Source organism: Microbacterium sp. B35-30, from assembly GCF_010634855.1.
In the GTDB taxonomy this organism is placed as follows: domain Bacteria; phylum Actinomycetota; class Actinomycetes; order Actinomycetales; family Microbacteriaceae; genus Microbacterium.
Genome location: NZ_MWLQ01000021.1, coordinates 80145 through 103624, shown reverse-complemented (window position 1 = coordinate 103624; position 23480 = coordinate 80145). Strand labels below are relative to the sequence as shown.

At 70.9% G+C, this 23480-nt stretch carries 20 protein-coding genes and 1 tRNA gene; 4 read left to right on the top strand and 17 right to left on the bottom strand.

All coding sequences use genetic code 11. The annotated features are described in order from the left end of the window. Positions 1-5 precede the first annotated feature (5 nt). The 7 genes from B2K11_RS12605 to B2K11_RS12575 form a co-directional block, all read right to left on the bottom strand. Positions 6-572: an MOSC domain-containing protein gene (locus B2K11_RS12605; protein WP_163618634.1), complete on the bottom strand. Its 567-nt coding sequence runs from the start codon at positions 570-572 to the stop codon at positions 6-8. Then, the gene (locus B2K11_RS12600; protein ID WP_163618633.1) at positions 569-1504 is read right to left on the bottom strand and encodes an FAD:protein FMN transferase; all 936 of its coding nucleotides are present in this window, start codon (positions 1502-1504) and stop codon (positions 569-571) included. The genes B2K11_RS12605 and B2K11_RS12600 overlap by 4 nt, the downstream gene beginning before the upstream one ends. Positions 1505-1507: 3 nt before the next feature. Further along, entirely contained in the window at positions 1508-1987 is a 480-nt protein-coding gene (locus B2K11_RS12595; RefSeq protein ID WP_163618632.1) for an FMN-binding protein, read from the bottom strand. A gap of 90 nt (positions 1988-2077) precedes the next feature. After that, entirely contained in the window at positions 2078-4891 is a 2814-nt protein-coding gene (locus B2K11_RS12590) for an HAD-IC family P-type ATPase (RefSeq protein ID WP_163618631.1), read from the bottom strand. A gap of 57 nt (positions 4892-4948) precedes the next feature. Beyond that, complete coding sequence (locus B2K11_RS12585; RefSeq protein ID WP_163618630.1) at positions 4949-5983, bottom strand: ribose-phosphate diphosphokinase; 1035 nt, start codon at positions 5981-5983, stop codon at positions 4949-4951. Next, on the bottom strand, positions 5958-7430 hold the full coding sequence (gene glmU / locus B2K11_RS12580; RefSeq protein WP_163618629.1) for a bifunctional UDP-N-acetylglucosamine diphosphorylase/glucosamine-1-phosphate N-acetyltransferase GlmU: 1473 nt from the start codon (positions 7428-7430) through the stop codon (positions 5958-5960). Before glmU ends, B2K11_RS12585 begins: the two co-directional genes overlap by 26 nt. 1 nt (position 7431) lies before the next feature. Then, a tRNA-Gln gene (locus B2K11_RS12575) sits at positions 7432-7503 on the bottom strand. A gap of 100 nt (positions 7504-7603) precedes the next feature. Between B2K11_RS12575 and B2K11_RS12570 the strand changes: the two genes are divergently transcribed. Further along, on the top strand, positions 7604-8107 hold the full coding sequence (locus B2K11_RS12570; protein WP_163618628.1) for a MarR family transcriptional regulator: 504 nt from the start codon (positions 7604-7606) through the stop codon (positions 8105-8107). A gap of 10 nt (positions 8108-8117) precedes the next feature. Here the strand turns inward: B2K11_RS12570 and B2K11_RS12565 are convergent, their stop codons facing one another. The 4 genes from B2K11_RS12565 to B2K11_RS12550 all read right to left on the bottom strand — a co-directional run bounded on the left by B2K11_RS12565 (position 8118) and on the right by B2K11_RS12550 (position 13486). After that, positions 8118-9929, bottom strand: coding sequence for an ABC-F family ATP-binding cassette domain-containing protein (locus tag B2K11_RS12565; RefSeq protein WP_163618627.1), 1812 nt, complete (start codon positions 9927-9929; stop codon positions 8118-8120). Between the two features lie 166 nt (positions 9930-10095). Beyond that, positions 10096-11445 carry a GNAT family N-acetyltransferase gene (locus B2K11_RS12560; RefSeq protein WP_163618626.1) on the bottom strand — a complete coding sequence of 450 codons (1350 nt, stop codon included), beginning with the start codon at positions 11443-11445 and terminating at the stop codon, positions 10096-10098. Between the two features lie 32 nt (positions 11446-11477). After that, the gene (locus B2K11_RS12555; RefSeq protein ID WP_163618625.1) at positions 11478-12404 is read right to left on the bottom strand and encodes a 4-(cytidine 5'-diphospho)-2-C-methyl-D-erythritol kinase; all 927 of its coding nucleotides are present in this window, start codon (positions 12402-12404) and stop codon (positions 11478-11480) included. Next, positions 12401-13486: an aldo/keto reductase gene (locus B2K11_RS12550; RefSeq protein WP_163618624.1), complete on the bottom strand. Its 1086-nt coding sequence runs from the start codon at positions 13484-13486 to the stop codon at positions 12401-12403. The genes B2K11_RS12555 and B2K11_RS12550 overlap by 4 nt, the downstream gene beginning before the upstream one ends. A 190-nt stretch (positions 13487-13676) precedes the next feature. Between B2K11_RS12550 and B2K11_RS12545 the strand changes: the two genes are divergently transcribed. Beyond that, the gene (locus B2K11_RS12545; RefSeq protein WP_163618623.1) at positions 13677-15263 is read left to right on the top strand and encodes a stealth conserved region 3 domain-containing protein; all 1587 of its coding nucleotides are present in this window, start codon (positions 13677-13679) and stop codon (positions 15261-15263) included. On the opposite strand, the gene B2K11_RS12540 is transcribed toward B2K11_RS12545, so the two are convergent. Both B2K11_RS12540 and rsmA read right to left on the bottom strand, forming a co-directional pair. Next, positions 15211-16131, bottom strand: coding sequence for a phosphodiesterase (locus B2K11_RS12540; RefSeq protein WP_163618622.1), 921 nt, complete (start codon positions 16129-16131; stop codon positions 15211-15213). The genes B2K11_RS12545 and B2K11_RS12540 overlap by 53 nt on opposite strands. 118 nt (positions 16132-16249) lie before the next feature. Beyond that, positions 16250-17110, bottom strand: coding sequence for a 16S rRNA (adenine(1518)-N(6)/adenine(1519)-N(6))-dimethyltransferase RsmA (gene rsmA, locus B2K11_RS12535; RefSeq protein WP_163618621.1), 861 nt, complete (start codon positions 17108-17110; stop codon positions 16250-16252). Between the two features lie 106 nt (positions 17111-17216). Between rsmA and B2K11_RS12530 the strand changes: the two genes are divergently transcribed. Beyond that, positions 17217-18680 carry a sugar porter family MFS transporter gene (locus B2K11_RS12530; protein ID WP_163618620.1) on the top strand — a complete coding sequence of 488 codons (1464 nt, stop codon included), beginning with the start codon at positions 17217-17219 and terminating at the stop codon, positions 18678-18680. A gap of 44 nt (positions 18681-18724) precedes the next feature. Next, the gene (locus B2K11_RS12525; protein ID WP_163618619.1) at positions 18725-20029 is read left to right on the top strand and encodes an MFS transporter; all 1305 of its coding nucleotides are present in this window, start codon (positions 18725-18727) and stop codon (positions 20027-20029) included. A 10-nt stretch (positions 20030-20039) separates the two neighbouring features. On the opposite strand, the gene B2K11_RS12520 is transcribed toward B2K11_RS12525, so the two are convergent. From B2K11_RS12520 to B2K11_RS12505, 4 genes are all read right to left on the bottom strand, one after another. Beyond that, a complete protein-coding gene (locus B2K11_RS12520; protein ID WP_163618618.1) occupies positions 20040-20552 on the bottom strand; it encodes an NUDIX hydrolase in 513 nt (170 codons plus the stop codon). Positions 20553-20573: 21 nt separating this feature from the next. Next, positions 20574-21494: a TatD family hydrolase gene (locus B2K11_RS12515; RefSeq protein ID WP_163618617.1), complete on the bottom strand. Its 921-nt coding sequence runs from the start codon at positions 21492-21494 to the stop codon at positions 20574-20576. Positions 21495-21587: 93 nt separating this feature from the next. Continuing rightward, on the bottom strand, positions 21588-23168 hold the full coding sequence (gene metG / locus B2K11_RS12510) for a methionine--tRNA ligase (protein ID WP_163618616.1): 1581 nt from the start codon (positions 23166-23168) through the stop codon (positions 21588-21590). An 88-nt stretch (positions 23169-23256) separates the two neighbouring features. Then, positions 23257-23424 carry a hypothetical protein gene (locus tag B2K11_RS12505; RefSeq protein ID WP_163618615.1) on the bottom strand — a complete coding sequence of 56 codons (168 nt, stop codon included), beginning with the start codon at positions 23422-23424 and terminating at the stop codon, positions 23257-23259. Positions 23425-23480 lie beyond the last annotated feature (56 nt).

The following is a 23480-nucleotide window of genomic DNA, read 5'->3' as shown; positions in this document are numbered from 1 at the left end:
CGGGGTCACACCGGCTGCAGGGGCTCGTGGGGGCCCGCAGGCGGGATGACACGGATGCCGTCGCCCGGGCGCACGATGCCGCCCTCGAGCACGACCGACATCACGCCCGCCAGGCGCACGGTGGCGCCCGTGTCGTCGACGTGGACCAGCTCCTTCATCAGCCCTGCCGAGACGCCGTCGATCTGCACGCAGGGGTTGCGGAGGCCCGTGATCTCGACCACGGCTTCGTCGCCCAGTTCCAGGCGCGTGCCGCGCGACAGCCCGAGCAGGTCGATGCCCGCGGTGGTGACATTCTCGCCCAGCGCACCCGGGTGCACCTCGTGGCCCCGCTCGGCCATGTCGTCGAACAGTTCGGCGTGGATCAGGTGCACCTGCCGCAGATTCGGCGTCGTGGGGTCTCGCCGGATGCGGGACAGGTGCTGCACGGTGGTGCCGGCGTGGGCGTCGCCCTCGACGCCGAGACCCGCGATCAGGGCGATGCTCTCGCGCGTCGGCTTGCTGAAGCGATGCGCGTCGTCGCGCGCGACGGCGACGACCTGTCCGGTGGGGGGTTCGGGGCGGGGTTCGGTCACTGCTCAAGGCTATTCGGTCGCGAAGCCGGCGCGGTCCGGGCCCCGCGGTCCGTTCGCACGAAGAGGTCGGCGCGGCAGCCCGGAGACCACTCCACGCGGCCGTCCGTGGTCATGCGCACCCAGTCGACGCCCCACTCGTGAGCGAGGCGAGGGCCGCCGTCGAAGAACAGGGCCGTCGCGACGGCATCCGCGATCATCGCATCCTGCGTCACCGCCCACGTCGCGGCGATCGTCCGCACCGGCTGCCCGGTGCGCGCGTCGAGCACGTGGTGCAGGATCGTGCCCACAGCAGAGGGCCATGAGCGCCGGTTGACGGCGGAGGCGCAGAGCGCGGCATCCGTCACCGCCCACACGCCGATCGCACGACGCGGATCGAACGGATGCTCCAGCCCGATGCGCTGCGGCCGCCCCCGCACCGCGAGGTCGCCGCCGGCGTCGACCGTGATGTCGCCGGTCTCGGTGCGCATCAGGATGCCGAGCACGAGGTCGACGAGGCGGCCCTTGCCCAGGGCGCCGACGTCGATGGTGGCGGGCTCGATGAGCGCGAGGCGCCCCTCGTCCCAGGTGAGCCGCTGCCGCCAGTCGGCCGGGGCAGGGAGCGCCCCCTGGTCGTGCAGCGTGTACCCGGCGTCGTAGCCGAGGGCGTCGAGCGACGCCCCGATGAGCGGGTTGACGGCGCCCTGCGTCGCCTTCGAGAGGGCCGCGAGGGCGTCGAGCATCGGCACGGCGTCCGCGGGCGCAGGGATCGTGCCCCCGCTGCGCCCGAGGGCGCTCACCGCAGAGTCCACGCGGAACCGCGACCACGTGCGGTCGAATTCGTCGATGCGGGAGGAGACCTCGTCGCGCACCGCCGTGGGCAGGCGGTGCTCGGTGACGATCTCCCACGTCGTGCCGATGGCGTCGAAGCGCCACGGCGCCGGCGCCCCTGTCACGGCCTAGCTCGCCGCCTCGGCCTTGATGGTCTCGATGGCCTCGTTGAACCCGTTGCTGGTGAGCGAGGATCCCGCGACGCGGCTGACCTGGATGTCGTCGATGTCCTGTCCCACCACCACGTCGGCGATGCCGCCGATGAACTCGCCCTGGTACTGCTCCGATTCGCGCTTCTGCGGGTCACCGGTCACCTCGACGTCGGTGATCACGTCACCCTCGAGGGTGACGGTGACCGAGATCTTCTCCACCGATTCGGGCGTGGCGTACGAGCCGTCAGCCGTGTAGGTGCCGTCGGCGTACGAGCCGGTGCCTGCGGAGCCTGCGTCGGTCGAGCCGGTGTCGGTGCTCTCCGTGGTGTCGGTCGTGGCCGGTTCCTCGGCCTCCGATGCCGTCGGCGCACAGCCGGCGAGGAGGGCGATCCCGGTGACGGCGGTCAGCGCGGCCCCGGCGCGGCCGGGGCGGGAAGCGAGTGCGGTGCGGATCATGACGGTCCTCCTGGCTCGTGGTGCTCGGTCGGTGCTCGGTCGGTGCGAGCGGCGGACGCAGCAGCGTCGGGAAGATCCTGCCAACCCGGCCTATGAGCCGCCTTTGAGCGCGTCGGCGGAGGACGACGTCGTGGCGCGCGCACGCAGTGCGGCCTTGAGCGCCTCGACCGCGAGGAAGATGCCGATCGACACGACGATCGGAAGGATCCAGGATGTCGCCGCCAGCGGCCGCGAGTCGAACAGCACGTTCATGAACGGCACGTAGGTGTAGATCACCTGGAGCACGATCAGGGCGATGGCCGACCACCAGACCGCGCGGTTTCCGCGCAGCACGTCGAGCGTGAGGCTCGAACGGCTGAGGAACCGGCAGTTGAACAGGTACGCGAGCTGGCCCAGCGCCAGCATGAGGACCGCTTCGGTGCGGGCCACCTCGATGTCTTCCCCCGCCGCGACGACGCCGTAGAAGACGCCCATCGCGGCGCCGCCGATGACGAACGACACGAGGAGCACGAACCCCAGTTCGCGGCGATCGATGATCGGGCCGCCGGTGGCGCGCGGCGGACGGCGCATGATGCCGCGCTCGGCGGGCTCGTACGCGAGCGCGAGCGACAGGGTCACCGCCGTCACCATGTTGACCCACAGCACCTGCACGCTCGTGATGGGCAGCGCCAGACCGAAGACGACGGCCACGAGGATCACGAGCGACTGCGCGCCGTTGGTGGGCAGCAGGAACACGATCGACTTGCGGAGGTTGTCGTAGATGCGCCGGCCCTCGGCGATCGCGCTGCGGATCGTCGCGAAGTTGTCGTCGGCCAGCACGAACTCGGCGGCCTCCTTGGTGGCTTCCGTCCCCTTGATGCCCATGGCGATCCCGACGTCGGCGCGTGTCAGGGCGGGCGCGTCGTTGACGCCGTCCCCGGTCATGGCGACGACCTCGCCGTGTGACTGCAGCGCCCGGACGATCCGGATCTTGTGCTCGGGGCTCGTGCGGGCGTACACGTCGACGTCGCGCACGACCTCTCGCAGCTGCTCCTGGCTGAGCGCCTCGAGCTCGGCGCCGGTGAGCACCTCGGCGTCGGCGCCGGCCAGACCCATCTCGTGCGCGATGGCGAGGGCTGTGCCGGCGTGGTCGCCCGTGATCATCTTCACGCGGATGCCGGCGGTGTGGCAGTCCGCGATGGCCTCGACCGCTTCGGGCCGGGGCGGGTCGACGATCCCCCACAGCCCGATGAACTCGAGGTCGATGAGGTCGTCGAGCTCGAACTCGTCGGTGGTCGGCCGCACGGGCTTCCGCGCCGCCGCGAGGACGCGGAGACCCTGCGAGCTCAGGTCGGCGACGGCCGCGTCCCACCGGGCGAGGTCGAGCGGCTCCGACCCGTCGGCGCCGCGCTGCGTGAGCGACCGCTCGAGCAGCCGGTCGGGCGCGCCCTTGACGAGGATCGCCCGCGACACCTCGCCGGCCGCGCCACCCGAACGGGCCCCTTCGTTGAGCGTCGCCATCAGCTTGTGGGCCGAGTCGAACGGGATGACGGCGACCCGGCGCCCGCCGGCGCTCCCGACGCCGCCCTTCATCGCGACGACCTTGAGGGCGCCCTCCGTCGGCTCGCCCACGAGGTTCCACGCGCCGTCGTCGCCGCGCACGATGTGCGCGTCGTTGCACAGCGTCGCGATCGCGAGGATCGCGGCCAGATCGCCGCGGTCGGAGGCCGCCCCCGGCACCGCGTCCGCGGCCGTGCCCGTGCCCGTGCTCGCCGGGACGATCTCGCCCTCGGGGACGTAGCCGAGCCCGGTCACGTCGTACTGGCCGAGCGGCGTGACGATGTGCCGCACCGTCATCTCGTTGCGCGTCAGCGTGCCCGTCTTGTCGGAGCACACCGTCGTCACCGAGCCGAGCGCCTCGACCGCGGGGAGCTTGCGGGTGATGGCGTTGTGGCGGGCCATCTGCTGCACGCCGATGGCGAGGGTGATCGTCACGAGCGCCGGCAGGCCCTCGGGGATCGCCGCCACGGCGAAGCCGATCGCCGCCGAGATGAGCTCGGGGTACGGCATCCCGTGCAGGAAGCGCCCGATCATCATCATGATCGCCGCCATCGCGAGGATGACGACGGTCAGCACCCGACCGAAGCCGTCGAGCTGACGCGTGAGCGGGGTCGCGAGCGACTCGGCCTCGTCGGCGAGGCTCTGGATGCGGCCGAGCTCGGTCGTGGGGCCTGTCGCGGTGACGACACCGCGCCCCTGACCGGCACTCACGATGGTGCCCGAGAAGGCCATCGATCCCCGGTCCCCCACGCCCGCCTCGGGCGCCGACGGTTCGGTGGTCTTCGACGACGGGACGGACTCGCCGGTGAGCGCGGCCTCGTCGATGCGCAGCTGGAACGCCTGCAGCAGCCGCAGATCGGCAGGCACCTTGTCGCCCGGCATCAGCCGCACGACATCGCCCGGCACCAGATCGGCAGCAGGCACGGTCACCCAGCCGCCGTCGCGCCGCACGCTGGCGTCGGCCGACAGCATGCCCCGGATGCCGGCGAGGGCCTTCTCGGCGCGCCCCTCCTGGATGTACCCGATCACGGCGTTGATGACTGCGACGACCATGATCACCCAGAAGTCGAGCCAGTCCCCCATGAGCGCCTTGATGACGGCGGCGCCCAGCAGGATGTAGATCAGGGTGTCGTTGAAGTGCGCCAGGAAGCGCAGCACCGCCGGCTTGCGCACGGGATCCGGCAGGCGGTTGGGACCGGCGATCTCGAGGCGCGCCTCGGCGTCAGCCGCCCGCAGTCCCCCGGCGTCGGCGTCGAGCTGCGCCAGTACCTGCTCGACGGGAAGCCCCCAGGGACGGGCGACGGTGAGGCGGGCCTCCGTCATCTGTCCGGAGTCGAGCGGTGCGGAATCCAGCGGCTGCGTCATGGATGCTACGTCCTTCCGTCGCCGCCGCGGAGTCGGTGGTGAGACCCTGTGCCGGCGTCAGGCCGCCCCGTCGAACATGCTGGTGACGGAGCCGTCCTCGAACACTTCGTGGATCGCCCGTGCGAGCAGCGGGGCGATAGGCAGAATCGTAAGGCTCGGGAACCGCTTCTCGTCGGGGATCGGCACCGTGTCGGTCACCACGACCTCGTCGATCGCCGGGCTCTGCAGCCGCTCGGCCGCCGGATCGCTGAAGATCGCGTGTGTCGCGGCGACGATGACCTTGGTCGCCCCATTGGCCTTGAGCGCCTCGGCGGCCTTGACGATCGTGCCGCCGGTGTCGATCATGTCGTCGACCAGCAGGCAGACGCGGCCGTCCACCGCGCCGACGATCTCGTTGACGGTGACCTGGTTGGCGACGTTGGGGTCGCGGCGCTTGTGGATGATCGCCAGCGGCGCGCCGAGGCTGTCGGACCACTGGTCGGCGACGCGCACGCGCCCGGTGTCGGGCGAGACGACGGTGAGGCGCTCGCGGTCTGGTTCACTGAGCGTGTTCTCGAAGTACTCCAGCAGCACCGGCTTGGCGAACAGGTGGTCGACCGGACCGTCGAAGAAGCCCTGGATCTGCGCGGCGTGCAGGTCGACGCTCATGATGCGGTCCGCCCCCGCGGTCTTGAAGAGGTCGGCGACCAGTCGCGCGCTGATCGGCTCGCGGCCCCGGCCCTTCTTGTCCTGGCGGGAGTAGGGGAAGTACGGCGCGACGACGGTGATGCGCTTGGCCGACGCGCGCTTGGCGGCGTCGAGCATGATGAGGGTCTCCATCATCCACTCGTTGACCGGCGGCCCGAAGCTCTGGATGAGGAAGAGGTCGCAGCCGCGGATCGAGACCTCGAACCGCGTCAGGATCTCGCCGGACGCGAAGGTGCGGTACTCGGTGGGCACCAGCTCCGTGCTCAGCTGCTCGGCGACCTGCGCCGCGAGCTCGGGGTGCGAGCTCCCGCGCGCGATGACGAGCCGCTTCTTCGTCTTGGCGACGAGGCCCGGGGCGATGTCATTCGCCCGGTCGAGTTCAACGGTCTTCTTCTTGCGCGCCATCGTCCGCCTTCTGTGCGCTGCGGGCCTTGGCGGCGACGTCCGCCGCTCCGGTACCCGGTCTGTTCTGCTCGACCCACCCCTCGACGTTGCGCTGAGGGGCCACGCTGAGAGCGAGAGCACCGGCGGGCACATCCTTTCGGATGACCGCCCCCGCCCCCGTCTTCGCGCCGTCTCCGATCCTAACGGGCGCCACGAAGACGTTATGCGAGCCGGTGTGCACTTCGTCGCCGATCTCGGTGCGGTGCTTGGTCAGGTCGTCGTAGTTCGCGGTGATCGCACCCGCGCCGAGGTTGACCCCGCGGCCGATCGTGGTGTCGCCGACGTACGACAGGTGTGGCACCTTGCTGCCCGCGCCGATCGTGGAGTTCTTCGTCTCGACGAAGGTGCCGATCTTGCCGTTCTCCCCGAGGTAGGTGCCCGGTCGGAGGTACGCGAACGGGCCGACCGTCGCGCGGGCGCCGATGACGGCGAGCGTCGCGTCGGTGCGGGTGACGGTGGCGTCCTCGCCCACCTCGCAGTCGACGAGGCTCGTGTCGGGCCCGACGACGGCACCGGTCGCGATCGTCGTCGCCCGCAGGATGTGCGTGTTCGGGAGCACCGTGACGTCGGGGGCGAGCGTCGCGGTGACGTCGATCCAGGTCGTCGCAGGGTCCAGGATCGTCGCGCCCTCGAGCTGCCAGCGGCGCACCGTGCGGGCGTTGAGCAGCCGAGCGGCCTCGGCCAGCTGCACGCGGTCGTTGACGCCCAGGGCGGCGGCGGCATCCGGAGCGGTCTGCGCCGCCACGGCGAGGCCATCGCCGCGCAGCAGCGCGACGACATCGGTCAGGTACTTCTCGCCCTGCGCGTTGGCGGTTCCGACGAGCGCCAGCTCGGTGCGGAGCGCCTGCAGCTGGAAGACGTACACCCCTGCGTTGATCTCGGAGACGGATGCCTCATCCGCCGCCGCATCCTTCTGCTCCACGATCCGCGACACGGCGCCGTCGGCGTCACGGATGACGCGGCCGTAGCCGGTGGGATCGTCGAGCGACGCGCTGAGCACCGTCGCGGCGACGGCACCGTCGCGGTGCCGGCGCACGAGCTCGGCGAGGGTGTCGGCATCGAGGAGCGGCACATCGCCGCTCAGCACGAGCACGTCGCCCGTGAAGTCGTCGAGCGCGTCGAGGGCCACCTCGACCGCACGGCCGGTTCCCGGGATCTCGTCCTGGTCGACCACGATGACACCCGGCGCGGCCTCGGCGACCGCACCCGCGACGAGGTCGCGCTCGTGCCGCACGACCACCACGACCCGCTCCGGCTCGAGGGCGAGGGCGGTGTCGAGCACGTGCCCGACGAGCGGGCGACCCCCGATGCGGTGCAGCACCTTCGGCAGCGAGGACTTCATGCGGGTGCCCTGGCCGGCGGCGAGGACGATGATGGCCAGAGCGCGGTCGCGGGGGGTGTCGGTCATGCTCCGCCGCCAGGACTCGAACCTGGGCCTCACAGCTCCAAAGGCTGTCGTGCTGCCATTACACCACGGCGGACCACGGCGACCGATGCTCCGGATGCCGCCCGACAAGTCTGCCAGACCGTGTCGCCGGGCTCGGCCCGCGCTCGGGTGCACGACACCGCGATAATGGGGGCATGACGGGGCAGAGCGACGAGGTGGACCGCATCGTCGAGGCGTGGACGACGCAGCGCCCCGACCTCGACTTCTCGCCGCTGGGCGTGCTGTCTCGCGTCGACCGGCTGTCGCGTCACCTCGACCGGGCGCGCCGCGACGCGTTCCGCCGCAGCGAGCTCGAGCCGTGGGAGTGGGACGTGCTGTCGGCCCTGCGTCGCGCCGGCGAGCCGTTCCAGCTGAGCCCGAAGCAGCTGCTGCAGCAGACGCTCGTGTCGAGCGGCACGATGACGAACCGCATCGATCGCCTGGTCGGCCGCCGGCTGGTGCGCCGCGAGTCGGACCCCGACGACGGTCGCAGCGTGCTGGTCACGCTGACCGACGAGGGGAAGATCCGGGTGGATGCCGCGATCACGCGTCTCGTCGATGCCGAGGCGCTCCTCCTCGACACGCTCTCGCGCGGCGACCGCGAGCGGCTGGCAGCCCTGCTGCGCAAGCTCAGCCTGGGCTTCGACGCCCAGGACTAGATCGCTGCGCTCAGCCGATCTGCTCGGTGAGCTCGAACCAGCGCTCCTCGACGTCGTCGCGCTCCTTCTCGAGGTCGCCGATGCGCGCCATCTCCGCTCCGAGGCCCACATAGTCCGCCTGGTCGTGCTCGGCGAGCGCGATGCGGGCGGCACCGATCTGCGACTCGAGCTTCTCGAGCCGACGCTCGAGCGCCGACACCTCCTTCTGCGCGGCGCGCAGGTCGGCCCCCGACAGCGAAGGGGACGCGGATGCGGGGGCTGCGGCATCCGCTGCGGCGCCGCGTCTCGTATCGTCACGCTCGCTCAATGCCCGGGCGCGCAGCCGCAGATACTCGTCGACGCCTCCCGGGAGGTGGCGCAGGTGGCCGTCGAGTATCGCGTACTGCTGGTCGGTGACGCGCTCGATGAAGTACCGGTCGTGCGACACGACCAGGAGCGTGCCCGGCCAGGAGTCGAGCAGGTCCTCGATGGCGGCCAGCATGTCGGTGTCGAGGTCGTTCGTGGGCTCGTCGAGGATGAGCACGTTCGGCTGCTCGAGCAGGATCAGCAGCAGCTGCAGCCGGCGCTTCTGACCGCCGGAGAGGTCCTTCACCGGCGTCGAGAGCTGCGCACTCTGGAAGCCCATGCTCTCGAGCAGCTGGCCGGGAGTGAGCTCCTGCGCCTTGGAGCCGGCGCCGAACGTGTAGGTCGTGCGCAGCCGCGAGATGACGACACGCACCGGATCGTTGAGATGCTCCTCGAGCTCGTCGAGGCGCTGTGTGAGGGTGGCGACCTTCACGGTCTTGCCGCGCTTGACACGCCCCGACGTGGGCTCGACGTCGCCCGACACCAGACCCAGGAGGGTCGACTTGCCGGCGCCGTTGACGCCGAGGATCCCGGTGCGCTCGCCGGGTGCGATCCGCCACTCGACCGGATGCAGCACCTCGCGGCCGTCGTAGGCGACGGCCGCGTCGAGGAGGTCGACGACGTCCTTGCCGAGGCGCGAGACGGCGAGCGAGCGCAGCTCGGTGGCGTCGCGGATCTCGGGCACGTCGGCGATGAGGACGTTGGCGGCGTCGATGCGGAACTTCGGCTTGGACGTACGGGCCGGAGCGCCGCGGCGCAGCCAGGCCAGTTCTTTGCGGGCGAGGTTCTGCCGCCGCTGCTCGATCACCGCGGACTGGCGGTCGCGCTCCACCCGCTGGAGGATGTACGCCGCATAGCCGCCCTCGAACGGCTCGACGATCCGGTCGTGCACCTCCCACGTGGTGTTGCACACCTCGTCGAGGAACCAGCGATCGTGCGTCACGACCAGGAGGCCGCCCTGGTTTGCGGGCCACCGGCCCTTGATGTGCTCGGCCAGCCAGGAGATCGCCTCGACGTCGAGATGGTTGGTGGGCTCGTCGAGGAAGAGCACGTCGTGGTCGCCGACCAGCAGCGTCGCGAGCGACACGCGCCGGCGCTGGCCGCCCGACAGGCCCGCCACGGGTCCGTCCCAGGGCAGATCGCCCAGCAGCCCCGCGATGACATCGCGCGCCCGGGGGTCGCCCGCCCACTCGTGGTCGGGGCGATCGCCGACGACGGCCTGGTGCACCGTGAGCGTGTCGTCGAGAGTGTCCGCCTGGTCGAGCACGCCGACACGGATGCCGCCGCGCACGGTCACGCGACCGCCGTCTGGTTCGAGCCGGCCGGCGAGCATCGCCAGCAGGCTCGACTTGCCGTCGCCGTTGCGGCCGACGACGCCGATGCGGTCGCCCTCGTCGATGCCGAGCGAGACCCGGTCGAAGACGACCTTCGTCGGGAACTCCAGATGCAGGGCCTCGGCCCCCAGAAGATGTGCCATGTCCCCTCCAGGCTAGGCGAGGTGCGGGGCCCGGCCGCGCGCGGGACGCCGAGGAGACCTGGTCAGCACACCTACCGCACATGGTCGTGCTCGACCCCGCACTCTCGCGACCGGCCCGGCAGCGATGTGTTCCCGCCGGAGGTCCTGCGCGCCGAGCGACCGCGAGTCAGTACCAGATGCTCAGCCGCGGCGCCGTGTGCCAGCCCAGCACGCGAGCGGCGGCCGCGGCATCCGTCGTCGTGATGCGGCCCGCCGCGGCGAGCGTCGCCGGCGACACCGCCCCGAGGTAGGTGGCCGACAGCTCGGTGATGCCGAGTGCGACCTCCACCGCCCCCTCGGGCGACTCACCGTCGGCGAGAGTACTCACCCGTCCGACGCCCTCAGCGTCGACCTCGAGCAGATACCGCCCGCTCGAGAGCCCCAGCGGGTCGGACACGTCGAGCACGAGCGTGCCCGCGGCGCCGTAGCGGCGTGTCTCGAGGCATGCCGCCACGTCGATCATCCGCACGTACTGGTGGTCGCGCACCGTCACCTTCGCCGCCCGCTGGTCGGCGATCATCCACAGCAGCGGCTCGTCGATCGAGAGCTCTCCCGCGTGCACCTCGGCGACCAGGTCGAGCTCGAGGAGGAACCGCCAGAGCGCGGCGTACGCGTCGTCGGTCTCGGCCAGGAGGTAGTGGACGGTGACCGTCGCCTTGGTGAAGTCGTCGTGGTTCTCGCGCACGGCGTAGACCGCGGCACCGCGCACCTCGCCTGCGGCGTCGGTGTACTGCACGGCGCGCTTCTCGGTCGCCTTCTCGGCGCCGGGCCATACACCGGAGACGTTGTCCCAGTGACCGCCCGGCACGTCGATCTCACCCGGGAAACGGTGGCGCACCCGCTCGTGCAGCGCCGGCAGCAGCTCGCGGACGCGCTCGCGGCTCACGAAGTCGATGCGCCCGGCAGGCTGCGGACCGATCCATGACGCGCGCTTGGTCTCGATCCGCCACGACGCGCCTGCCGCGGCCGGCGCGAATCCGTAGCGGCCGTACAGCGGCGACTCGCTCACGGTGAGCATCGCCATGGGGATGCCGGCTGCCTGAGCGGCCCGCAGCTCCCCCTCGAGCATCGCCCGGGCCACGCCGCGCCGACGGTGGGTGGGCGCCACCGTGACGGCCGAGATCGCGCACGACGGGATCGCCGCGCCGCCGGGCACAGTGAGCTCGCCGAGCCAGGAGGCGATGGTCGCCACCGGCGCGTCGGCCATCGGACCGGCGGGATCGTAGACCCCGGTGAGCCGCCGGTAGCCGCTGCGGTCACGCGATGCCGAGACCTGCTCGTCGGTGCGTTCCCCGTCCTGGAAGCCTCTCGCCACGCTCTGCAGCCAGCCGACGAACCCGTCGTGGTCGACCGGGAGGCGGCGGTAGTCGAGGCCGTTCGCGGCGAGCCGCGTGCGGGACTGCTCGTCGACGGGTCCGCCGCGGAAGGCCGCGCGCTCGGACTCGCCCGAACCGCGCGTGGAATCGACGGTGTTCATGGTGTCTTCCTCTCTGGGTCAGGACGCCGGTCTCACGCCACCACGCGCGCGCCGGCCACCGGCCCGTGCACGTGGAGCGCCTCGTACCCGGCGGCCGAAAGCGTGATCTGCAGCTCGAGTGCCGACTCGGGATCGACCGCCAGGAAGGCCAGCGTAGGGCCGGACCCCGACACCAGCCCGGCCAGCGCTCCGGACTCCTCACCCAGCTCCAGCACTTCGCGCAGCTGCGGCCGCATCGACAGGGCGGCGACCTGCAGGTCGTTGCGGGTGTGCTCGGCGAGCGCGACCGGATCGCCGGCGCGGAGCGCCTGCAGCACCGTGGGGTCGACGGCGGGCACGCGGGCGGCGGTCGCGATGTCGGGGCGCGCCCGCAGCTCGTCGAGATGCGCGTACACCTCGGGCGTCGACAGTCCGGCCTTCGACGGCACCACGACCCAGTCGAACCGGCCCTTCGCGAGGGCGGGGCTCAGCTGGTCGCCGCGGCCGGTCCCGATCGCCGTTCCGCCCATGAGCGCGAACGGCACGTCGGCGCCGAGCCGGGAGGCGAGCTTGTGCAGCTCGGCGGTGCCCAGCTCCGCACCCCACAGCGCATCGCACGCGACGAGGGCGGCCGCGGCATCCGCTGATCCGCCGCCCATCCCGCCCGCGACCGGCACGTGCTTGACGATGTCGAGGTGCACGCCGCCGTCGTATCCGATGCGCTGCGCCACGAGCCGCGCCGCGCGCACCGCGAGGTTGCGATCGTCAGCCGGCACGCCCGCCACGTCGACGGTGCCCGAGATCGCCACGGTGAACTCGTCGGAGGGCGACGCCCACACGTCCTCGTACAGCGACACCGCTTGATACGCCGAGGCGACGTCGTGGTAGCCGTCGTCGTGCACACCGCCGACCTCGAAGAAGAGGTTCAGCTTTCCCGGGGCCCGCACCCGGACGCCGTCGGCGGCGAGGGCCTGCGTCACCGGTTCGCCGATTCCGCCCAGAGGTCCACGTCGATGCCGTCCGACAGCGCGTCGATGCGCTCCAGCTCCTCGGTGTCGAACGCCGGACCCGCGAGGGCCTCGAGGTTCTCATCGAGCTGCGCCGGGCGCGACGCGCCGATCAGCGCGGAGGCGACCACCGGGTCGCGCAGCACCCACTGGATCGCCATCTGGGCAAGCGTCTGCCCGCGCTCCTTGGCGATGACGTCGAGCGAGCGGAGCGTCGAGAGGCCCTTCTCGCTCAGCGATCCGGCGGGAAGCGACGCCCGCTTCTGGGCGCGCTCCGCCGAGCCGTCGCCGAGGTACTTGTCGGTCAGCAGGCCCTGCGCCAGCGGCGTGAACGCGATCGCCCCCATGCCCTCCTGCCGCAGCACCCCGGTCAGGCCGTCTTCGACCCAGCGGTTGAGGATCGAGTACGACGGCTGGTGGATCACCAGCGGCGTGCCGAGCGAGCGGGCGACGGATGCCGCGGCCGCCGTGCGCTCCGCGCTGTACGACGAGATTCCGACGTAGAGGGCCTTGCCCTGACGTACCAGGGTATCGAGCGCGCCCACCGTCTCTTCGACCGGGACGTCGGGGTCGACGCGATGCGAATAGAAGATGTCGACGTAATCGATGCTCATGCGCTGCAGGGACTGCTCCGCGCTGGCGAGCAGGTACTTGCGCGAGCCGCCGTTGCCGTACGGCCCGTGCCACATGTCGTAGCCGGCCTTCGAAGAGATGATGAGCTCGTCGCGGTACGGCGCGAAGTCCTCCCGCATCATGCGGCCGAAGTTCGTCTCGGCGCTGCCGTACGGCGGGCCGTAGTTGTTGGCGAGATCGAAGTGGGTGATGCCACGGTCGAACGCGTGGCGCAGCAGTGCCCGCTGGTTGTCGAAGGGGATGTTGTCGCCGAAGTTCCACCAGAGGCCCAGCGAAACGGGAGGAAGGGTGAGGCCCGACGTGCCGACGCGGCGGTACTCCCTCCCTGCCGCTGAGCCCGTCGCAGCGTAGCGGTCGGCAGCGGCGGCGTAGGGGCGGTGGAGGTCTCCTCCACGGGACTGGTAGCGCGCGTCTTCGGTCACCGGTCCAGGCTATCGGCGCGGCGTGCGGAACGCAGGTGGCGCCCCCGGTGTGTGCTCCCCCGCACCGGTGCACACTGGACACACGGGATGCCAGCATGTCAAGGATGCGGTCGGAAACGTCTTCGTAACGGATGATGCCTAAGGTGACCACACCGGACGGCGACACCGCGTCGCCAGCGAAGGAGGAAATATGGCCGCACTCTCGGCTCTGCCGCAGCCCGCCCTCACGTGGACGGGACTGCTGGAGCGCGCGGACATCGCCGTCGACCGCGGCATCCTGCACGTCGTGCACGACGATGTCACGCCGGTCGAGGCCCGCACGACGGATCTCCTGCTCGCCGCCGGTGCCCTGGAGGCAGCCGGCATCGCCGTGACCCTGATCCGCCACGACCGCGCGATCCCCGCGCTGGCCGTCGACCTCGCCGATCGCGAGAGCGCGCTGGCCGCGCTCGCCGGCCTCTGCGCGACGGAGCCCGTGTACATCAAGGCGAAGGGGCGTCCGCCCGTGCTCGCCTCCGACGCCTCGCCGTTCCCCGCGGCCCCGTCCGGCGTCCGCGTCTACCGGCCGCGCATCAGCCGCAACGGCACGCTCCGCTACACCGCCGCCCTCGGCGCCCACCTCGAGTTCTGGCGCTTCGCCGACGACGTCGTCGAGGCGCCCCACGACAACGCCCTCACGCGCAAGCTCACGCCCGCCGACGATGTCACCTACACGACCGTCGAGCGGTACGGGCGTGCGTGGCGGACGCTGGACGGCATGTTCGACCCGCAGCCGCACGAGTTCACCGAAGACGTCGACCTCGTCTTCTCGTGGGTGGACGGCTCGTCGAGCGCCTTCCAGCGCATGCGCGCCGCCCAGATGGCCGAGTACGTGGTCGGCGACGGCGACGACGGTCCCGCGCGCTACCGGCACGTGGACGAGCTGCGCTACGCGCTGCGGAGCGTCCACATGTACGCGCCCTGGGTGCGGCGGATCTTCATCGCGACCGACTCGCCGGCGCCGTCGTGGCTGCTCGAGCACCCGAAGGTGACGATCGTGCGCAGCGAGGAGTTCTTCGCCGACCCCTCGGTGCTGCCGACCCACAACTCGCACGCCGTCGAGGCGCAGCTGCACCGGATCCCGGGCCTCGCCGAGCACTTCCTGTACTCCAACGACGACATGTTCTTCGGCCGCCTGGTCGAGCCCGAACTCTTCTTCACCCCGGCGGGCGTGACCAAGTTCGTCGAGTGCGAGGTGCGGATCGGCGCCGGCGCCCCGGCGTCGCACCGCAGCGGTCACGACAACGGGCTCCGCGTCAACCGGGCCCTGCTGAGCGAGCGATTCGGCCGCACCATCGTGCGCGACCTCGACCACTGCGCGACGCCGCTGCGCAAGAGCGTCATGGCGGAACTCGAGGAGGCCTTCCCCGACGACTTCGCGCGGACCGCGGCATCCCGCTTCCGCTCCGCCACCGACATCTCGGTCACGAACAGCCTCTACCACTACTACGCCCTCATGACCGGGCGCGCGGTCGCCACTCACGAGCCGCGCGTGCGCTACGCGCAGACCACGATGGCGTCCGGGCTCCGGCGCATGCAGCGTCTCGCCGAGCGCACCGACGTCGACATGTTCTGCCTCAACGACGGCGGCAACGCCGAGGTCCCCGAGGACGTCCGGGTGCAGAGCCTCCGGGACTCGCTGGAGCGCATGTTCCCGGTGCGGGCGCCGTGGGAGCGCGCCGAGCTCAGCGCAGCAGAGGAATCGGCTCGGTCGGCGCATCCCTCCGGACGACGCTGAGCGGCGCGACGTCGGCGGCACGCAGCCGGCGCTGCGCCTCGTCGGCGTCGATGTGCTCCAGGGTCCGCGGCGCGTCGACCGGCACAACCGAATGCACGACGGTGTCGTCGTAGACGTGCACGAGGTTGAAGGCCTGCGCGCCGTCCTGGGGGCGGGTGCCGCCGACGGGAACCGTGAGGTCCTGCGCGTAGCAGGTGGACGAAGCGACCGACACCGGAATGCCGGCGAAGGTGGCGAACGTCGAGTAGTGCAGGTGGCCGGCGATGATGGCCCGCACATCGGTGCCGCGCAGCACCGCCGCCAGCCGTGACTGATCGCGCAGCTCGACGCTCGCAGCGAGCGGCAGCACCGCGGGAACCGGCGGGTGGTGCATCGCGACGATGGTGCCGAGCGGCGCCGGGGTGGCGAGCACCCCGGCCAACCAGGCCAGCTGCTCGTCGCGCAGCTCGCCGTAGTGGTGCCCCGGAACGCTGGTGTCGAGGGTGACGACGCGGAGCCCGTCGAGCTCGTCGACACGGTCGACGGGACGCAGATCGGGGGCCTCGTCCAGCAGCTGGGCGCGGAACGCCGCGCGATCGTCGTGGTTGCCCATCACCCAGAGCACGCGCGCGCCGATCCGTTCGGCGAACGGCTCGACGAGGGCCCGCAGATCCGCATAGGCGCCGCGTTCGCCGAGGTCGACGAGGTCGCCCGTGAAGACGACCGCATCGGGCCGCACGCCCGATGCCTCGATGACGTCCAGCGCGCGTGACAGCTGAGCCGCCCCGTCGAGGGCATCGAACAGGCGCGGCGTGGACGCCGCGCGCAGGTGGGTGTCACTGATGTGCAGCAGGATGCGTTCAGGGGCCGGGTGCTCGGCGGGTCGCATGTCGGTTCACTCCGGTCGGCCGCGAGGCAAGCTGCCCGTGTAGCGGGACGGCAGACGCAGAAATGTTACCGGCATGTTTCGGGCTATTCGGTCACCACACGGTGAACAATGACCAAACTCACACCGCGTCGGGATCTCCGGCCGCGTGCGCGATTCGGACGAAATCGTCGATCGAGAGGTCCTCGCCGCGCGCGGTCGGCGCCACGCCGGCGCTCTCCAGCACCGCGGACGCGGCGGCTGCGGATCCACCGAGCACCGCGGACGTCGCCTGCCGCAGCATCTTGCGCCGCTGCTGGAACGCCGCGTCGACGATGCCGAACGTCCTCCGGCGCAGGGCCTCGTCACCGCGCGGCTCCGCATCCCGGCGGAACCCGACCAGCACGCTGTCGACATTGGGGACGGGCCAGAAGACCTGTCGCGAGACGGTTCCCGCCAGCCGCCAGGGGCCGTACCAGGCCGCTTTGACGCTGGGTGCGCCGTACACCTTCGACCCGGGCGGGGCGGCGAGCCTCTCCCCCACCTCTGCCTGCACCATCACGACGCCGCGATCCAACCCCGGAAAGTGCTCGAGGAAGTGCAGCAGCACCGGCACGCTCACGTTGTAGGGCAGGTTCGCGACGAGCACCGCGGGGTCGCCGGGCAGCTCGGTGACACGCAGCGCATCGGCATCGACCACCGTGAGCGCCCCGTCCGCGACGCCGTGTGCGGCGGCGGTCGCGGGCAGACGCTCCGCGAGGCGGTGGTCGATCTCGACGGCGGTGACGGATGCCCCGGCCTCCAGGATCGCGAGGGTCAGCGATCCGAGACCCGGCCCCACCTCGACCACGCGGTCGCCCGGAACCACCTCGGCGACATGCACGATCTTGCGGACGGTGTTGGCGTCGACGACGAAGTTCTGCCCGAGCTTCTTCGTCGGCGTCACGTCGAGTTCGGCGGCGAGGGCACGGATCTCGGCCGCGCCGAGGAGTGTCACGGGCATGCGTTCACTGTACGGTGTGCGGGTGCGCAAACCCGGATCGTCCGAGGTTCGCCGACCGGCCGCCGATGACCTCGCTCCGGTCCCACCCGGCCGCTAGCGTACGACCATGAGCTCGACCGGATCAATCCCCGCAGACGCGTTCTCCCTCCGCAGCCCGTACGGGCGCCGCGCGATCGGCCTCTCGGTCGCCGCCGCGGTCGGCGGATTCCTGTTCGGCTTCGACTCGTCGGTGATCAACGGCGCCGTCGACTCGATCTCGCAGGATTTCGCGCTGAACGACGTCATCACCGGCTTCGTCGTCGCGATCGCGCTGCTCGGCTGCGCCGTCGGCGCGATCATCGCCGGCAACCTGTCGGACCGCTGGGGGCGCCTGCGGGTCATGTTCCTCGGCGCCATCATGTTCTTCGTCAGCTCGATCGGCGCCGGGCTCGCCTTCTCCGCCTGGGACCTCGCGCTCTGGCGCGTGATCGGCGGTCTCGGCATCGGCATCGCGTCCGTCATCGCCCCTGCCTACATCGCCGAGATCGCGCCGCGGCAGATCCGCGGCGGGCTCGCCTCGCTGCAGCAGCTCGCGATCACGCTCGGCATCTTCGCCGCCCTGCTGTCGGACGCGCTCCTGGCGAACAGCGCCGGCGGCGCCGACGAGGTGCTGTGGTTCGGCCTCGAGGCGTGGCGCTGGATGTTCCTCGTGGGCGTCATCCCGTCCGCGGTGTACGGCATCCTGTCGTTCACCCTGCCGGAGTCGCCGCGCTATCTCATCGCGAAGGGACGGTACGCCGAAGCGAAGGAGATCTTCTCGCGCCTCGTGCCGGCCGCCGACCTCGACCACACCATCCGCGACCTGCAGACCGCGATCGAGAGCGACCGCAAGAACGCCGGCGTCTCGCTGCGGGGTCCCGTGCTGGGCCTGCAGCGGATCGTCTGGGTCGGCATCATCCTGTCGGTGTTCCAGCAGTTCGTCGGCATCAACGTGATCTTCTACTACTCCACGAGCCTTTGGCAGTCGGTCGGATTCGATGAGAGCGACTCGTTCACGATCAGCGTCGTGACCTCGATCACCAACGTGCTCGTGACCCTCATCGCGATCTTCCTGGTCGACCGCGTGGGCCGGAAGCCCATCCTGCTGACCGGCTCCGTCATGATGGCCGTGTCGCTCGGACTGATGGCGATCTCCTTCGTGTTCTCCGAGACGGATGCCGAGGGCGCGGTCACCTTGCCCGCACCGTGGGGGCCGATCGCGCTCATCGCGGCCAACGTGTTCGTCGTAGGCTTCGGCGCGTCGTGGGGGCCCCTCGTGTGGGTGCTGCTCGGCGAGATCTTTCCCAGTCGCATCCGCGGCAAGGCGCTCGGCGTCGCAGCCGGGGCGCAGTGGATCGCGAACTTCCTCATCACGATCTCGTTCCCCGCGATGTCGTCGTGGTCGCTGCCCCTCACGTACGGCATGTACGCGGTGTTCGCGGCGCTGTCGTTCTTCTACGTCCTGCTGCGCATCCCCGAGACCAAGGGCATGGACATCGAGCAGACCGAGACGCTCTTCACGCACAAGGGCGCCGCCACGCCCACGAGCTGAGACCGCGGCGGCTGCGGCATCCGTCCCGCCTCTAGGATGAACGGATGCCCTCGCTCGGCGCACTGATCGCACCACGCCGCCTGGGCACCGATTTCCGGTGGCTCCTCGCGTCCTCGTGGACGAGCAACCTGGGCGACGGCATCGCCTTGGCCGCCGCGCCGCTGTTGATCGCCTCGCTCACCTCGTCGCCCATCCTCGTGGCCGCCGGCGCCATGATGCAGTTCCTGCCGTGGCTGCTGTTCGGCCTGCTCGCCGGTGCCGTCGCAGACCACCACGACCGGCGGCGCCTGGTGATGCTCGCCAACGGTGTGCGGGCGCTCGTCGTGCTCGCCCTGGTGGTGTTCCTCCTCACCGGGAACGCGACCGTCTGGCTCGTGCTGGCGACCAGCTTCCTCTACGGCACCGCCGAGGTTTTCGCCGACTCGGCCGGCAGCACCCTGCTGCCGATGCTCGTCAAGCCCGCCGACCTCGGCATCGGCAACGCCCGCATGCAGGCGGGCTACCTCGTCGCGAACCAGCTCGCCGGACCACCGCTCGGTGCGTTCCTGTTCGCCCTCGGCTCGTTCTGGCCGTTCCTGCTGCAGGTGCTGTGCGTGTCGCTGGCGGTGCTGCTGATCTCCCGCATCGCACGCACGCCCGTCCCCCAGCATCCGGAATCGTCCCCCGGGACCAAGGTGCACGCGATACGCGAGGGGCTGCAGTGGCTGCGCCACAATGCGCCGGTGCGCACGCTGGTGATCATCATCCTGGTCTTCAACGTGACCTGGGCCGCCCCGTGGGGCGTCCTCGTGCTGTACGCCACCGAATACCTCGGCATGGGACCGGTCGGCTACGGCGCCCTGGCCACCGCCTCGGCGCTCGGCGGCTTCATCGCGATCTTCAGCTTCGGCTGGCTCGAGAAGCACGTATCGTTCTCGACGCTGATGCGGGTGTGCCTGTCGCTCGAGGTGCTCATGCACCTCTCGTTCGCGCTCACGACCTCGCCCGCGGTGGCGTTCGTCATCATGTTCGGCTTCGGCCTGTACGCCTTCGTGTGGGGCACGATCTCGACCACCGTCCGCCAGCGTCTGGTGCCGATGGAACTGCAGGGCCGCATCGCCTCGGTGAACATGGTGGGAGTCTTCGGCGGACTGGTGATCGGTCAGTTCCTCGGCGGGATCATCGCGCAGACGTGGGGGCTCACGGCGCCGTGGTGGTTCGCCTTCGCCGGCTCGGCCATCACGCTCGCACTGGTGTGGCGGTCGATCTCGCACATCGCCGCCGCGAAGCCGGTGCTGGATGCGGAGTCGGCCGACGAGATCGATCGCGGGAGCGACCCGGGCGCCGGCGGCATGCCGCTGCCCGACTGACGCGGCTCGCCTACGGCTGAACGCGCTGTGCGAGCCGGGCGCCCAGCTCCTGCAGCCGCGGCACCCAGGGCGCTGCCATCTCGCCCGCCGCTGCGCGGCGAAGCGCCTCCGCGAAGGGGACCCACGCGCTCTCGCACACCTCTTCCGGATCGAGCGCCAGTGCCGGGTCGCCCGCCACGACCGCGACGTAGACGTCGAACAGCGCCGTCCGCTCGGTGAGCCGACCGACCAGGACCACGTCGTCGGCGCCGACCTGGACCCCGGTTTCCTCGACGAGCTCGCGCACCGCGGCCTGAGGGCTCGTCTCGCCGACGAGCGCGCTGCCGGCGGGGAACTCCCAGTCCAGCGGGAAATCCTTGGTGGCCGCGCGGCGCGTCATGAGAACGAGCCCGTCGCCACGCACGACGCACACCGACGCCACGATGTGGAACATCCCTGCCGGGAAGTCCGGGTCGCCGCGACGGTGCGTGCGTCCGGTCGGGATGCCGGCGGCATCCGTCACGTCCCACAGCTCGTCGTCCACGTCTGCTCCTCGAGGCTCCGGTCAGTCCTCGAACGAGCCGTAGGCCTCGAGGGTGTTGGCGGCGACCTGGGCGCAGAACTCGTCGACATCGACGCCGAGCTCGGCGGCCATGAAGCGCACGGTCACCGGCACCAGATACGGCGCGTTCGGACGGCCGCGGTGCGGAATCGGCGTCAGGAACGGGGCATCCGTCTCGACCAGGATCCGCTCGCGCGGCGTCACCGCGAGCGCATCGCGCAGGTTCTGGGCGTTCTTGAACGTGACGTTGCCCGCGAACGACAGGTAGTAGCCGCGCTCGGCGGCGATCCGCGCCATGGCGTCGTCGCCAGAGAAGCAGTGGAAGACTGTGCGATCCGGCGCGCCGACCCGTGCGAGGGTCTCGAGCACGGCGTCGTGGGCGTCACGGTCGTGGATCTGCATCGCGATCCCGTGCTTCTTCGCGAGACCGATGTGCGCCTCGAAGCTCTCGAACTGGGCGGGCAGGCCATCTTCGCCGGTGCGGAAGAAGTCCAGCCCCGTCTCGCCGATCGCCCTCACACGCGGCTGCGCCGCCAGCTCGTCGATGACGGCGATCGCCTCGTCGAGCCGGCCGGCGGCCGCGTATGCGGGCGCTTCGTTCGGGTGGATCGCGACGGCTGCCAGCACGCGGGGATGGGATGCCGCGGCCCATGCCGACCACCGGCTCGACTCGATGTCGCCGCCGGCCTGCACGACGCCGGCGACGCCGACCTCGCCAGCACGCTGGAGCTGCTCGTCGAGCGACAGACCGACCTCGCCGTCCTCGATCTCGAGGTGCGCGTGGTTGTCGTACACCGGTACCGACAGCGGCTCCGGGGCGTCGGGATAGGTGACGTCCCGCGATCCCTTCTCGCGGGTGCGGACGTACTGCGAGGGGTCGGAGCCCTCCGCGGGGTACGGGACTGCGGCGGTCGCTTCACTCACTGATGTGTCCCACTTTCTTGCGCTCTTCGGCCCCGAACGCCGGCTTATCGGGACACGACGCCGCGAAATCGGGACATGGATATTGGTACGGAGTCAGACCGACTGCTCGACGCGCGGGAACAGCGGCGCCAGGCCGTTGACCGACGTGCCGGGCTTCAGCACGCCCCAGGCGCCGGTCTCGCGGATCCGCTGGTCCTGGAGGCGCCCGAGCGACTCGGCGGCGCCGAGCGCGACCCAGAGCTTCTCCGTCGATTCCGGCATGACCGGCGACAGCAGCACCGCGAGCGCCCGCAGGCCCTCGACCGCCGTGTACAGCACGGTGCCGAGGCGCTCGCGCTGGGCCTCGTCCTTCGCCAGCGCCCACGGCTCGTTCTCGGTGATGTACAGGTTCAGCGCGTCGACGATCGTCCACACCGAGCTGATCGCCTCGTCGATGCGGAAGCGCTCGATCGCGGCGTCCGCGTTGGCCGCGGCATCCGCCACCGTCTTCTGGATGTGCAGATCCGCCGCGGTGTACTCGGCGGGCGGCGGCACGACACCCTCGAAGTAGCGCTCGACCATGGCGGTCGTGCGCGAGGCGAGGTTGCCGAAGCCGTTCGCGAGCTCGGCCTGGTAGCGGGCCGACAGGTCCTCCCACGAGAACGAGCCGTCCTGACCGAACGCGATCGCCGACAGGAAGTAGAACCGGTACGCGTCCGAGCCGAAGACGTCGGTGATCTCGGTGGGCGCGATGCCGGTCAGCTTCGACTTCGACATCTTCTCGCCGCCGACGAGCAGCCAGCCGTGCGCGAAGACGCCGCGGGGCACTTCGAGGCCGGCAGCCATGAGCATCGCCGGCCAGATCACGGCGTGGAAGCGCAGGATGTCCTTGCCGACGATGTGGTACGCCGGCCAGCGGCGGGCGAACTCCTCGGGGTCGGTGCCGTACCCGATCGCCGTGGCGTAGTTGAGCAGCGCGTCGACCCAGACGTAGATGACGTGCGACTCGTCCCACGGGAGCGGGATGCCCCAGTCGAACGCGGAGCGCGAGATCGAGAGGTCCTTCAGCCCGTTCTTGACGAACGAGACGACCTCGTTCCGCGCCGACTCGGGGCGCACGAAGTCGGGCACGCTCGAGTACAGCTCGAGAAGCTTGTCCTGGAACTCGCTCAGCTTGAAGAAGTAGTTCTTCTCCTGGAGCAGCTCGAGCGGCTTCGAGTGGATCGCGCAGACCTTGAGGCCCTCGAACGCGCCGGTGCCGTCGACGATCTCGGACTCGGGCTTGAACTCCTCGCAGCCCACGCAGTACAGCGCCTCGTACTCGCCGGCGTAGATGTAGCCGCGGTCGTAGATCGCCTGCACGAACTGCTGCACGCGCTCCTCGTGGCGCTGCTGCGTCGTGCGGATGAAGTCGTCGTTGGCGACATCCAGCGTCTGCAGCACCGGGAACCAGGCCTCGGTGACGAGCTTGTCGACCCACTCCTGCGGCGTCACGCCGTTCGCCGACGCGGCACGCATCATCTTCTGACCGTGCTCGTCGGTGCCCGTCAGCATCCAGGTGTCGTCGCCCGCCTGGCGGTGCCAGCGCGCGAGGGTGTCGACCGCCACGGTGGTGTAGCCGTGGCCGATGTGGGGCACGTCGCTCGGATAGTAGATCGGCGTCGTGATGTAGAAGGACGAGGGGCCGGAAGTCACCCGACGAGTCTAGTTCGACGGGATGCCGCCGCCGCCGCTGTGACCGGACGCCGTCGGGCGCGCCGGGGAAACGCCCCGAACGTAATACTCAGGCGCTCTCGCGCACCACGAGGGTCGTCGGCAGTGTGATGGGCGCGGGGTGCGCGCCGGCGACGCGCAGACCGGCCAGGGAGGACGAGCGAGGAGCGGATTGCTTCAACTGGTCGCGCCGGAAGGCGGTATCCGGTAGGTTCTCGCTCAAGTCGGTGGTCTGCACATTCTCAGACCTATCCGGCGAGAGGCTGTGGGCGCCTCGGTTTGGGCGTCGGCCTC